Annotated in this window: 17 protein-coding genes; 4 read left to right on the forward strand and 13 right to left on the reverse strand. The window is 56.3% G+C overall.

Annotated elements, in window-relative coordinates; translation table 11 throughout:
- The first annotated feature begins 152 nt into the window (after window positions 1–152).
- Both ACFWW2_RS07785 and tcmP read left to right on the forward strand, forming a co-directional pair.
- Window positions 153–989 carry a DUF5131 family protein gene (locus ACFWW2_RS07785; protein WP_393927363.1) on the forward strand — a complete coding sequence of 279 codons (837 nt, stop codon included), beginning with the start codon at window positions 153–155 and terminating at the stop codon, window positions 987–989.
- Between the two features lie 32 nt (window positions 990–1,021).
- Entirely contained in the window at window positions 1,022–2,161 is a 1,140-nt protein-coding gene (tcmP, locus tag ACFWW2_RS07790) for a three-Cys-motif partner protein TcmP (protein ID WP_393927365.1), read from the forward strand.
- A 243-nt stretch (window positions 2,162–2,404) separates the two neighbouring features.
- Here the strand turns inward: tcmP and ACFWW2_RS07795 are convergent, their stop codons facing one another.
- The 8 genes from ACFWW2_RS07795 to rplO form a co-directional block, all read right to left on the reverse strand.
- Entirely contained in the window at window positions 2,405–3,598 is a 1,194-nt protein-coding gene (locus tag ACFWW2_RS07795) for a CaiB/BaiF CoA transferase family protein (protein ID WP_393927367.1), read from the reverse strand.
- A gap of 143 nt (window positions 3,599–3,741) precedes the next feature.
- Window positions 3,742–4,161, reverse strand: coding sequence for a 50S ribosomal protein L17 (rplQ, locus tag ACFWW2_RS07800; protein ID WP_393927369.1), 420 nt, complete (start codon window positions 4,159–4,161; stop codon window positions 3,742–3,744).
- Between the two features lie 137 nt (window positions 4,162–4,298).
- Complete coding sequence (locus tag ACFWW2_RS07805; RefSeq protein ID WP_393927371.1) at window positions 4,299–5,315, reverse strand: DNA-directed RNA polymerase subunit alpha; 1,017 nt, start codon at window positions 5,313–5,315, stop codon at window positions 4,299–4,301.
- Between the two features lie 110 nt (window positions 5,316–5,425).
- Window positions 5,426–5,815 carry a 30S ribosomal protein S11 gene (gene rpsK / locus ACFWW2_RS07810; protein WP_019953332.1) on the reverse strand — a complete coding sequence of 130 codons (390 nt, stop codon included), beginning with the start codon at window positions 5,813–5,815 and terminating at the stop codon, window positions 5,426–5,428.
- Window positions 5,816–5,827: 12 nt separating this feature from the next.
- The gene (gene rpsM, locus ACFWW2_RS07815; RefSeq protein WP_393927374.1) at window positions 5,828–6,196 is read right to left on the reverse strand and encodes a 30S ribosomal protein S13; all 369 of its coding nucleotides are present in this window, start codon (window positions 6,194–6,196) and stop codon (window positions 5,828–5,830) included.
- 260 nt (window positions 6,197–6,456) lie between these two features.
- Entirely contained in the window at window positions 6,457–7,101 is a 645-nt protein-coding gene (locus tag ACFWW2_RS07820; protein WP_393927376.1) for an adenylate kinase, read from the reverse strand.
- Window positions 7,098–8,459 (reverse strand): preprotein translocase subunit SecY, encoded by a 1,362-nt coding sequence (gene secY, locus ACFWW2_RS07825; protein ID WP_393927378.1) that lies wholly within the window; start codon window positions 8,457–8,459, stop codon window positions 7,098–7,100. Before secY ends, ACFWW2_RS07820 begins: the two co-directional genes overlap by 4 nt.
- Before the next feature lie 105 nt (window positions 8,460–8,564).
- Window positions 8,565–9,038 carry a 50S ribosomal protein L15 gene (gene rplO, locus ACFWW2_RS07830; RefSeq protein WP_393927380.1) on the reverse strand — a complete coding sequence of 158 codons (474 nt, stop codon included), beginning with the start codon at window positions 9,036–9,038 and terminating at the stop codon, window positions 8,565–8,567.
- Window positions 9,039–9,381: 343 nt separating this feature from the next.
- On the opposite strand from rplO, the gene ACFWW2_RS07835 reads away from it, so the two are divergent.
- Window positions 9,382–9,666, forward strand: coding sequence for a hypothetical protein (locus ACFWW2_RS07835; RefSeq protein WP_393927382.1), 285 nt, complete (start codon window positions 9,382–9,384; stop codon window positions 9,664–9,666).
- Window positions 9,659–10,060 (forward strand): hypothetical protein, encoded by a 402-nt coding sequence (locus ACFWW2_RS07840; protein WP_393927384.1) that lies wholly within the window; start codon window positions 9,659–9,661, stop codon window positions 10,058–10,060. The genes ACFWW2_RS07835 and ACFWW2_RS07840 overlap by 8 nt, the downstream gene beginning before the upstream one ends.
- Before the next feature lie 67 nt (window positions 10,061–10,127).
- Here the strand turns inward: ACFWW2_RS07840 and rpmD are convergent, their stop codons facing one another.
- The 5 genes from rpmD to rpsH all read right to left on the reverse strand — a co-directional run bounded on the left by rpmD (window position 10,128) and on the right by rpsH (window position 12,375).
- Window positions 10,128–10,316 carry a 50S ribosomal protein L30 gene (rpmD, locus tag ACFWW2_RS07845; RefSeq protein ID WP_393927386.1) on the reverse strand — a complete coding sequence of 63 codons (189 nt, stop codon included), beginning with the start codon at window positions 10,314–10,316 and terminating at the stop codon, window positions 10,128–10,130.
- A gap of 12 nt (window positions 10,317–10,328) precedes the next feature.
- The gene (gene rpsE, locus ACFWW2_RS07850) at window positions 10,329–10,931 is read right to left on the reverse strand and encodes a 30S ribosomal protein S5 (RefSeq protein WP_393927388.1); all 603 of its coding nucleotides are present in this window, start codon (window positions 10,929–10,931) and stop codon (window positions 10,329–10,331) included.
- Between the two features lie 131 nt (window positions 10,932–11,062).
- Window positions 11,063–11,428 (reverse strand): 50S ribosomal protein L18, encoded by a 366-nt coding sequence (rplR, locus tag ACFWW2_RS07855; protein ID WP_393927390.1) that lies wholly within the window; start codon window positions 11,426–11,428, stop codon window positions 11,063–11,065.
- Between the two features lie 11 nt (window positions 11,429–11,439).
- Window positions 11,440–11,973, reverse strand: a complete 534-nt coding sequence (gene rplF, locus ACFWW2_RS07860) for a 50S ribosomal protein L6 (RefSeq protein ID WP_393927392.1) — start codon at window positions 11,971–11,973, stop codon at window positions 11,440–11,442.
- Between the two features lie 9 nt (window positions 11,974–11,982).
- Window positions 11,983–12,375: a 30S ribosomal protein S8 gene (gene rpsH, locus ACFWW2_RS07865; protein WP_393927394.1), complete on the reverse strand. Its 393-nt coding sequence runs from the start codon at window positions 12,373–12,375 to the stop codon at window positions 11,983–11,985.
- Window positions 12,376–12,387: the final 12 nt, after the last annotated feature.

Raw genomic sequence — 12,387 nt, forward strand, 5'->3', positions numbered from 1 at the left:
GGGCTAGTCCAGTGATCCGTGATGGGTCAGGTTTGACTCTGAATGGCAGGGCGCAAACAGCTTCAAATCTGGAGCAAATGGGTGCCGAGTAATTATCGTTTTGTGTTTGTTCTTTCCTGTGCGACAAGCTCTGCAAGCGAGGAGAACGTGACATGGGTGCTAACTCAAAAATCGAATGGACCACGCACACATTCAACCCGTGGTGGGGCTGCACAAAGGTCTCGGAGGCGTGCAAACACTGCTACGCAGAAGCTTGGGCAAAGCGTGTCGGCCAGAATGTCTGGGGACCTAAGCCCGAACGCCGTTTGTTGAGCGACAATCACTGGAGACAGCCTCTGAAGTGGAACCGAGATGCAGTCAAATCAAATGAACGCCCTCGGGTGTTTTGTGCGTCCATGGCCGATGTATTTGAAGAACGCGCCGAGTTGGTGCCGCATCGCGAACGTCTGTTTGATCTGATAGAAGCGACCCCAAATCTGGACTGGCTTCTACTCACAAAGCGGCCGCAAAATGTTAGTCGGCTGGCAAGGTGGACATTGGAATGGCCTGATAACGTGTGGTTAGGCACCACGGTCGAGCTGCAAAAGCGTGCCGAGGAGTTGCTGCCTTTCATTGAGGCTATACCTGCTAAAGTGCGGTTCATTTCGGCAGAGCCACTATTGGGGCCACTTGAGATTGAACCATGGCTAGAAACGACCATCGATTGGGTCATCACCGGTGGCGAGAGCGGACCTAAGGCACGTCCAGCTTCTCCCAAATGGTTTACGGATCTTCATGCACAGTGCATGCGAACAGAAACTGCATTTCATTTTAAGCAGTGGGGCGATTGGGCGCCGGGCGATGGGATCAATCTGCTGACCAAGTCCAAACCCGCAGAATCACTGGTCGACGACGGTACTCCGATGTTTCGGGTTGGAAAGAAGACAGCTGGTAGAAGACTCAATGGAGAGTTGCATGATGGCTTGCCGAAGGTTGTGCGCTCTGCCTAACATCTCCTCACTTACTGGATGGAGATCGTATTTTGGACGAGCGCTACAATGGCAGGGAGCAGAGCCTAGCTAAGCACGAGATACTGAAGCGGTACTTGGTGCCCTTCGCAAACAAGATACTCTCGCAGTGGGAAAGTATTGACTTTATAGATGGCTTCTCAGGCCCCTGGGAAAACCACGACACGGCCAACCTCACAGATACCTCAATCGGTGTCGCTTTGAGCACGTTGTCCGCGGTTGCCCGCGCCCGAAAGCATCAGCCTAACAACAGCCGCATTCGCTGCATCTTCAATGAGCGAAATGCAAAGTCATTCGGTCTCTTGAAGGATTTCGTTCAACGTACAAGAGGTCTTTACCCGTTGATCAAGGTGGAGACTTTCAAAGGAGAATTCGCCAACAATGCGGCTGAGATCAGCCGTGTGGCGGATCACAAGTTTCAGCTCTTGTTCGTCGATCCAACGGGCTACACGGGTTTCCCACCATCGTCGTTGCAGCAGTTCAAAGGTCGTTCTAGCGAAGTCATTGTCAACGTCATGCGGTCATTCATCGAACGCTTTGTCTCTGGCGAACACAAAGATAGAGAGCGGGCACTCATTCAATTGGTCGGTCCAAAGAGGGCTCAGTTTCTACTGGACACGGGACTGTCTATTGAGACTGTCGAAGACGAATATCTCAAAATGCTCAGGGGCGACCTTGGCTACAAGTTCGCTGGGTACTCACCCATTCACAACCCGGACAAGAACGAGATCCACTTCAATTTGGCTTATGCCACCAATCACTTTGAAGGGATGGAAGTCATGCGTAGTGCTGAGTTTGGCGCTTTATCAGAGCACGACCGAATTCGTTTTTCCAAGAAAGTAAGAAAGGCTGGGCCAGATCTGTTTGATGACATGATGGGGGAGTTGGAGATCGAAGGGCCCTACCTAAAGACTAGAAAGGGGCACCTCTCGATGGCCCGTTCCGTTCTGCAGGAGGTGCTTTCTGAATTGCCACCAAGTTCGGCCTTTGGGGAGGTTGCCGCTAAAGCGCAGCAACAACTCTTCTTAAAACGATCTGAACTCGGTGATGTGATGGTAGAGATAGCTGATGAAGGGCTGGTCAAGCCGACCTGGCTGGACCGAGGCGGTCGGAAACCAATCGTTACTGACAAGATCATCCGCATCGGAAAGTGAATAGATCGGACCGCTTAGGTTTTTAAACGTCCCTTTAAAGACCCTTTAACGGATCGGATCCTCACCCAGTATTAAACGGTTTTGCGTCAAATTCGGCAAAATCGCTTGCTGCAACTCTTACTGTCAAACACTGCAAAACTTACTGTCGCGCTACAATCGGCTGGCCCCTTAACCGAATTTGACCGGGCGCCATGTCGATAATGCTTGTCGTCCACCAATCGGACACATCGCTGCGTTTACCCGTCATAGAACCCCATCCTTTTTTAACCGGGCGATGTCGTCGGCAGACAACCCCAGCGCACCCCATATCTCTGCATTATGTTGGCCCAAGCCCGGCGGTGGGGTTGGGACGGTCGGCGCATCGCCATCCAGTTTGATGCCAGTGGTCGCCAATGCGATGTCGCGCCCGACGCCCGGAACCTCCGCGTAGCTTTGCAAAAAACCCCGGTCCTTCACCTGCGGCATGTCCAATATCTCTGGCACTGTCAGCACGGCACCGGCCGGAACGCCGATCTGGTTCAGTTCCTTTGCCCAGTCGTGGGCAGACCGGGTCGCCAATGCCTGTTCCAGTTCAAGTTTCAGGGCGGCACGATGGGCCTTTCGCGCCTCGCGCGTCGCGTATTCCGGGCGTGTCTGCAACTCATCCACCCCCAGCGCTTGCGTCAGCAAATGCCATTGTTCGTCCTTGTTCGCGGCAATGTTGATCAGCCCGTCACCGGTCCGGAAAGTCCCCGAGGGTGCGGATGTGACGTTTTCATTGCCATTCGGGGTCGGTTCGGCCCCGGCAATCAGAAAGTTCGAAACTACCCAGCCCATCGACACCAGCACGGATTCCAGCATTGAGACATCAATGAAACTGCCCCGCGGGGTCGCATTCAGCGCGGCGGCAATGGCAAAGGCTGCCGTCATCCCGCCGACGGTATCAGCGACGGGATAACCCACGCGTAATGGCGCGCTGTCCTGATCACCGGTGATGGACATGACACCCGATGCGCCCTGAATGATCTGGTCATAGGCCGGGCGATGCATCCACGGGCCGTCCTGTCCAAACCCGGAAATGGCGCAATAGATCAATCTTGGCTGCACGGCCTGCAAGGCAGCATAATCCAACCCCAGCCGCGCCATTACGCCGGGCCGAAAATTCTCGACCAGCACATCGGCGGTTTCGACCAGCTTCAGAAACAGTGCCTTGCCCGCATCCTTTTTCAGGTTCACCGTGACCGATTTCTTGCCCGCATTCTGCGCCAGAAAAGACACCCCCATATTGGCGGCGCTCAGGTCAGGGTCGGCCCCCAACTGGCGGGCCAGATCGCCACGCCCGACCGCTTCGACCTTGATCACCTCGGCACCCAGATGGGCCAGATGATGGCAGCAGAACGGGCCAGCCAGCACATTGGTCAAGTCAAGGACACGAATGCCGTCCAGTGGTTTGGGCATCACATGCCTTTCTGCGGTTGCCAACCTTTTGGTTTCAAAGGGCAGACTGCGCCAGCCGGGGCGCGAAAGGCAAGGCAATGAGACAAAAGAAAAGCCCCGCACGATTGGCGGGGCTTGTCGGTCATCCGTGTGGCAGCGGCGACTTATTCGTCAGCAGCTTCCATCTCGGCTTCGCGGGCCTTGTCGGCCGCACCTTTGGCATCCACATCGCGATCCACGAACTCGATGATCGCCATCGGTGCCATGTCGCCATAGCGGAAACCGGCCTTCATGATGCGGATGTAGCCACCCTGACGCTCGGCATAGCGTGGGCCGATGACGTCGAAGAGTTTGGCGACATGCATGTCCTGTTTCAGCTGGGCGTTGGCCTGACGGCGCGCGTGCAGATCGCCGCGTTTGCCAAGTGTGACCAGCTTTTCCACAACCCGGCGCAATTCCTTGGCCTTGGGCAATGTTGTCTTGATCTGCTCATGTTCGATGAGCGAGCCAGCCATGTTCGCGAACAGCGCCTTGCGGTGTTCATGGGTGCGGTTCAGGCGGCGGTAACCTCTTGCGTGACGCATTTTGATGTCTCCTACGGTTTTATACTTTGTCCAACGGTCTGATGCGTGCCAGCCGTATTATTGGGGCGGGATTGCCCAGTTGTTCCCCGCCAGCGCGGGCATTTGGGTAGGGTGGGGTTGAACCCCACCTTACATTCTTAAAACTGGTCTTCGAATTTCTTGGCCAGATCCTCGATATTGTCCGGCGGCCAGTCCTCGACATCCATGCCAAGGTGCAGACCCATACCCGACAGCACTTCCTTGATTTCGTTCAGGGATTTGCGGCCAAAGTTCGGGGTGCGCAGCATTTCTGCTTCGGTCTTCTGAATCAGATCGCCAATATACACGATATTGTCGTTCTTCAGGCAGTTGGCCGAACGGACCGACAGTTCCAGCTCGTCCACCTTCTTCAGCAGAAGCGGGTTGAACTCCAGACCGTCGTCATCGGCACCGGCAGAGGCGCTTTCCGGCTCATCGAAGTTGACGAAGATCGACAACTGATCCTGCAGGATGCGGGCGGCATAAGCCACAGCATCGTCAGGGGTCAGCGACCCGTCGGTTTCAACTTTCATGGTCAGCTTGTCATAATCCAGCACCTGACCTTCACGGGTCGGCTGCACGTCATAAGACACCTTTTTGACCGGCGAATAGATGGCATCGATCGACATCATGCCGATGGGCGCATCTTCCGGCTTGTTCTTGTCAGCGGCGACATAGCCCTTACCGGTGTTGACGGTCAGTTCCATGTAAAGATCGGCGCCATCGTCGAGGTGACAGATCACGTGATCCTTGTTGAGGATCTCGATACCGGCGGTCTCGGAGATATCAGCCGCCGTCACGACGCCAGGGCCCTTGGCCTGAACGCTCAAACGCTTGGGGCCTTCGACTTCCATGCGGATCGCGACACCCTTGAGGTTCAGCACGATGTCGGTGACGTCTTCACGCACACCCGAAACAGATGAAAACTCGTGCAGCACATTGTCGATCTGCACAGCGGTGATCGCGGCACCTTGCAGCGACGACATCAGGATACGGCGCAGGGCATTGCCCAGCGTCAGACCAAAGCCACGCTCCAGCGGTTCAGCGACAACAGTCGCCTGACGCATCGGATCATTGCCCGGTTTGACTTCCAATTGAGTTGGCTTGATCAACTCAGCCCAGTTCTTGTGGATCATATGTCCCTCCATACCAGTCTGCCTTCATGTCCAAAAAGGCAAACGCCCGAGGTTTCAAAATGACGGATTGGGGCCATGCGCATTGGCACGACCCCAAAGCGTTTGGGTAATTAGACGCGGCGACGCTTTGGCGGGCGGCAGCCGTTATGGGCCATTGGGGTCACGTCACGGATCGATGTGATGTTGAAACCAACAGCAGCCAGCGCACGCAATGCGCTTTCACGGCCGGAACCGGGGCCCTGCACTTCGACTTCCAGCGTTTTTACGCCGTGGTCCTGTGCTTTCTTGCCCGCATCTTCTGCAGCCATCTGGGCCGCATAAGGTGTGGATTTCCGCGATCCCTTGAAACCCATCGTGCCAGCGGACGACCATGCGATCGCGTTGCCCTGCACGTCAGAGATCAGGATTTTGGTGTTGTTGAACGAAGAATTCACATGAGCAACGCCAGCGGCGATGTTCTTGGAGACCTTCTTTTTGGTGCGTTTTGTATCGCGTGCCACAGGTCCGCCTCCTTATTTCTTCTTGCCGGCAATGGCCTTTGCGGGGCCTTTGCGGGTGCGTGCGTTGGTGTGGGTTCGCTGACCGCGAACCGGCAGGTTGCGGCGGTGGCGCAGGCCACGGTAACAGCCAAGGTCCATCAGACGCTTGATGTTCATCTGTGTCTCGCGACGCAGGTCACCTTCGACGGTCAGGTTGCCGTCGATATATTCGCGAATGGCCAGCACTTCGGCGTCGGACAATTCGTTCACGCGACGGGACCGGTCGATCTTGACCGCTTCGCAGATTTCTTCGGCCTTGGCGTTGCCAATACCGGTGATGTAAGTGAGGGCGATTGGAACCCGCTTTCCAGTGGGTATGTTTACGCCGGCAATACGTGCCACGTGTGCATTTCCTTTTCGTTGCGGGTCCGTCATTCCAGACCCTTTTTTCACAACGTAAGCCCGGAGCGTTTGGGCGCCGGGCTGCGTCATATCCAGGTAGTCTGCGGTGGTGGGCGCGACCCTTGACCGCAAATTGATTCTCTTGCGAGATGGCGCTGTTTAGGGGGCATCGCCCTGATGGTCAATAGGTGCCTGCAGCGGCGATGGATTTTCGAGAAAATCCATCTATCAGACAAATTTTTCTCGAAAATTTTGCCGCCTCAGCGCAACGCAGCCGCAATACTCGCCGCAACCTCATCCATGCTGGCCAGTCCATCCACCGATTTCAGATCGCCCTTGGCATAATAATAGCCCACCAACGGGCTGGTCTGCTTGTAATAGGCCATCAGACGGGTGCGCAGGCTCTCTTCATTATCATCTGCACGGCGCTCAATCCGGGTCGACCCGCAGTTTACACATTTACCGTCATCGGGGATCGGCTTGGTCTTGTCATTGTAGACTTCGCCACAATCCTTGCAGGTCGCCCTGGCCGTGATCCGATCGACCAGCGCATCGTCATCGACCTGCATTTCGATGACCGCATCAAGGTTTTCACCCATATCGACCAGCAACCGGCCCAGCGCATCTGCCTGCGCCAAAGTGCGCGGGAACCCATCAAAGATGTAACCGCCGCCGCCCTGATCGTTTTCCAACTGCTCGCGGATCAGACCGATCACGATATCATCTGTCACCAGTTCGCCCCGGTCCATGACATCGGCAACCATCTTGCCCATTTCGGTCCCGCTGGTCCGGGCGGCCCGCAACATGTCACCGGTGCTCAGCTGCACCATGTTGCGTTCGTCCACCAGCCTGCGCGCCTGTGTCCCCTTACCCGCCCCCGGCGGCCCCAGCAGTATGATATTCATTTACGCGATGGTCCTTTGCGTTTCCCTGCACCGCGCTTACCACGCAGTTGCGACTTCTCAATCAGACCTTCGTACTGGTGGGCCACCAGATGGGACTGGATCTGCTGGATGGTATCCATCCCGACAGACACGATAATCAGCACCGATGTGCCGCCAAAGTAAAACGGAATGGCCAATTGCGCGCGGATAATTTCGGGCAGCAATGCCACCAGCGCCAGATAGCCGGAACCCAGAACAAGAATACGAGTCACCACGTAATCAAGATATTCCTGTGTCTTCTTGCCCGGGCGAATACCTGGCACAAACCCGTTCTGGTTTTTCAGGTTCTCGGCCACATCCTCGGTCTTGAACGCCACTTCGCGGGTATAGAAATACGTGAAGAAGATGATCATGCCGCCAAAGAAGATCAGGTAAAGCGGTTGGCCGGGTCCGAAATAGGCCAGAATGGTCGACATAATCGGGCTGGCCGATCCGCCGCTGAATGTGCTGATCGTGGTCGGCAAAAGCAACAGGGCCGATGCAAAGATCGCCGGGATCACACCCGCCGGGTTCACCTTGATCGGCAGGTGGCTGGACGATCCGTCATAAATCTTCTGGCCACGCTGCTGACGCGGATACTGGATGTGTATCTTGCGCAAAGACCGTTCCATGAAGACCACGAAGGTCAGCACCACCAGCACCATCAGAATGATGCCGACAATCACCACAGGGCTGATCGCACCGGACCGGCCTTGGGACAGGAACTGCGCCATGGCCGCAGGAATTTCGGCAATGATGCCCACAAAGATAATCAGCGAAATACCGTTACCGATGCCACGCGCGGTGATCTGTTCACCCAGCCACATCAGGAACATACAGCCACCGACGATGGTGATCACACAGGCCGCACGAAAGAACATGCCCGGATCAGACGCCAGACCGCCCGCCTCTAGACTGACAGCGAGACCGTAAGCCTGCGCTGTGGCCAGCGCCACGGTAAAGTAACGGGTATACTGGTTCAGCTTGCGCCGCCCCTGCTCACCCTCTTTCTTGAGGTTTTTCAGCGGCTCCCACATGGAGCCCAGCAGCTGCACCACGATCGACGCAGAGATATACGGCATAATGCCAAGCGCAAAGATCCCCATACGGGACAAGGCACCACCGGTGAACATCGACAGGATGCCACCAATTCCGGTCGCTGCCTCTTCCATGAACTGGCGCAGGGCCAGACCATCGATGCCAGGGATCGGGATATAGGTACCAAGGCGGTAAACCATCAGCAGCCCGATGGTGAACAAGATGCGTTGCCGCAGTTCAGTTGCTTTGCCGAAGGCGCTCCAACTGATGTTGGCGGCCATTTGCTCTGCTGCAGAAGCCATATGGGTCTCTTTTTATAAAAAACGCCGCCAGCGGGTCCCCCGATTGGCGGCGTTTGGGAAAACTTGAGTGGTTATGTAGGCGACCGGGCGGTCACCCACAAGGTTTTACTCAGCCGCTGCCGGGGTTGTGACGGTCAGTGAACCGCCAGCCTTTTCGACGGCCTCAACAGCACCCTTGGAGGCACCGGTCACCGTGATCTTGGCCTTGGCCTTGAACTCACCCTTGGCCAGCACGCGGATGCCGTCCTTTTTGCGGCGCACCAGACCGGACGCGATCAGCGCGTCTTCGGTGATGTCGGACTTGGCATCCAGTTTGCCTTCGTCGATGAACTTCTGGATCAGGCCCAGGTTGACGACGGCAAATGTCTTGCGGTTGATGTTGTTGAAGCCGCGCTTTGGCAGGCGCTGGTAGAGCGGCATCTGGCCGCCTTCATAGCCCTTGATCGCCACACCCGAGCGGGATTTCTGACCTTTGATACCACGGCCACCGGTCTTACCCATGCCGGAACCCGGACCACGGCCAACACGCTTCTTGCGCTGTGTGGCGCCTGGGTTGTCAGACAGTTCATTCAGTTTCATGTCGCTTCTCCTTTGGCCGGAACTACCCCCCAGCGACGGGAGCGGGCAAACACGGCGTTTCAGACTGAGTCGGGGCAGAGGCCAGCCGACCTGCGGCGTATAGACGGGGTGCGGCGAGGCGTCAAGGATGGGGTCAGCAACCGCCATGAATCGATGCCAACTCACGCTTGGTCAATCCTTGAACCTTTAGCCGCTGCGCTTTTGCAGCCCGACAAAGATGCTTCGTGCGCTTCAGCTTCAGAACTCTACCACAGATAGACTTGCAAATTCAGACGAAAATCAGCAAACTGGATAATTATTACACTTATTTGCGTGACGCCGGACGGAATTGGGGACGGTGCTGATGGAAGAGGGTTTTTCTCAAGTTCGGGAGATGGTTTCGGCCATTCTATCTGATTTCGGTGGTGCTGCATTACTGATTGTCGGCGCCATTCTCTCCGTGCTTTGGCTGTTAAATCCTCTGGTCCGCGGGCTTCGAACTAGGTTGAAGATCAGATCGGCCTCAAAGGTCACTATCTCCATTCAAAATTCGGATGGTTCGCTCTCGTCAGCGGAGATCAGTAAGAAAAACATCTCTCCAGAAGAAATGTTGCGGTTGATTGAAATGGTTAAGAAGTCGGATGAGTAGCGAGAGTAGTACTACCGCAAACGTACTTGGTGCTGGAGCGACGGGTGGCGCACTCGGCACGCTCATCGCAGCGCTGGCGGAGAATATGGACGATGGCAGTCTAAGGTCAAATCTACTTATACTCGCACCTATGATTGCTGTAGCACTCAGCAGTTCGTGGCTCTTCATTAGACAGGTCTACATTGATCCAATTGCAAACCGGAAGCGAAATGAGGCCGTGAAGGATCAAATGAAGGAGTACCTCGATGAGGCCAACTCTTACCTGTCGAGAGTAAAGAGTGACGATAGCGCCACTGATGAACACAAAGCGGAAGCGCAACGAATTGTCGAAGAGCTTGAAAGAGTGCAGCTAGAACGAATTGCAAGCAGAATGAAAGTATTCGCAGTCGACTAAGAACGCCCCGCAGTTTCCTGCGAGGCGTCCTTTCATTCGGTCATGCGCGCCTAAGCGCACCTTACCGTTACCCGCGCTCTTCGATGATCTCGACGAGGTGAGAGATGGAGTTGACCATACCGCGCACGGAAGGTGTGTCTTCCAGCTCGCGGGTACGGTTCATCTTGTTCAGGCCCAGACCAATCAGCGTGGCACGCTGCTTTTCGGGGCGACGGATCGGGGAGCCGATCTGCTTGACGACGATAGTTTTTGCCATGTCAGTGTCTCCTTACGCGTCTGCGGTGGCTTCAGCGGCGGTGGTGTTGTGGGCCACATCGCTTTGCTGGTCGACAACGTCCCGCTTCGGCAGAATGTCGGCAACCTTCTTGCCACGACGCTGGGCGACGTTGCGTGGGGATTGCTCTTTGCTCAGGCCGTTCATGGTGGCACGGATCATGTTGTAGGGGTTCTGGGAACCGATTGATTTGGACACAACGTCCTGTACACCCAGCATTTCGAACACGGCACGCATTGGACCACCGGCGATGATCCCGGTACCAACCGGCGCCTGACGCATAACCACTTTACCGGCGCCATGACGGCCTTCGATATCGTGGTGCAGGGTCCGGCCGTCGCGGAGGGCGACGCGGATCATCTGGCGCTTGGCCTGTTCAGTGGCCTTGCGGATCGCCTCGGGGACTTCCTTGGCCTTACCCTTGCCAAAGCCGACACGGCCTTTCTGATCGCCAACAACGACGAGGGCAGCAAAGCCAAAGCGCTTACCACCCTTAACGGTCTTGGACACCCGGTTGATGGCGACCAGACGGTCGGCAAACTCAGGGGTCTGTTCTTCACGGTTGCGGCCACGGCCGCGGTTGTCACGTTCTGCCATTGATGGCGTCCTTTGTGTTCTGGGCTCCCGCCCGGTTGTCCGATCCAAGTGGCCGAAGCCCCAGATCATCGAGGGTGGGTTTCACCCACCCTACAGGGTGTTGGTAGGGTGGGTGAAACCCACCGCACCGTTTAGATTTTCAATCCACCTTCACGGGCTGCATCGGCCAAAGCCTTGATCTTGCCGTGAAAGAGGAACCCACCACGGTCGAAATACGCAACCTCGACACCGGCTTTCTTGGCGCGTTCTGCGATTGCTGCACCCACCTTGGTCGCGGCCTCGACGTTGTTCTTGCCGACCACGCCCAGATCCTTTTCGAGCGATGAGGCGGAGGCCAGCGTGACCCCGTTTACATCGTCGATCAACTGGACGCTGATGTTCTTGTTGCTGCGATGTACCGACAGACGGGCACGGCCCTGATTGGCGGTCACACCGCGCAGCTTGTTCCGAACGCGCATACGGCGCTTCAGAAACAGTTGTCTCTTGCTGTTTGCCATTTTTGCGGTCCTTACTTCTTCTTACCTTCTTTGCGGAAGATATATTCGCCTTTGTACTTGATACCCTTGCCCTTGTAGGGCTCGGGCTTGCGCCATTCACGGATATTCGCCGCGACCTGACCCACAAGCTGCTCGTCGATACCTTCCACGGTGATTTCGGTCTGCTTGGGGGCGGTCACTGTGACGCCTGCAGGCACTTCGAAATCGACATCGTGGCTGTAGCCCAGCGACAGTTTCAGCGTGTTGCCCTGCATCTGCGCCCGGTAACCCACGCCCGACAGTTCCAGCTCTTTCTTGAAACCTTCGGACACGCCGGTGGCCAGGTTGGCGACCATTGTGCGGCTCATGCCCCACTGCTGGCGCGCGCGCTTGGACTTGCCGCGAGGTTCGACAGTGACGACATTGCCATCAACGCTGATGGTCACATCGTCGGTGGCCTTGAAGCTGCGGGTCCCCTTGGGGCCTTTCACTTCAACGGTCTGACCTGACACGCTGGCGGTGACGCCAGAGGGCAGCTCAATCGGTTTTTTACCAATACGAGACATGATTTCCCCTTAGAATACAGTGCAGAGCACTTCGCCGCCAATATTGGCCGCCCGTGCATTTGCATCCGACATCACACCCTTGGAGGTGGAGACAATCGACACACCCAGGCCCTGACGGACGGAAGGCAGGTCATTGGCACCCAGATACACGCGACGACCAGGTTTTGAGACCCGCTTGACTTCGCGAATGACGGGGGCGCCCTCGTAATACTTCAGGCTGATTTCGAAAGCAGGATGGCCGTCTTTGCCGTCCTTCTTTTCGTAGCCGCGGATGTAGCCTTCGTCGGACAGCACATCCAGCACCCAAGCGCGCAGCTTGGAGGCAGGTGTTTCCACCGTGCTCTTGCCGCGCATCTGGCCGTTGCGGATACGGGTCAGCATATCACCGATAGGATCGTTCATATCATATGCTCC

Source organism: Yoonia sp. R2-816 (genome assembly GCF_046762905.1).
In the GTDB taxonomy this organism is placed as follows: domain Bacteria; phylum Pseudomonadota; class Alphaproteobacteria; order Rhodobacterales; family Rhodobacteraceae; genus Yoonia.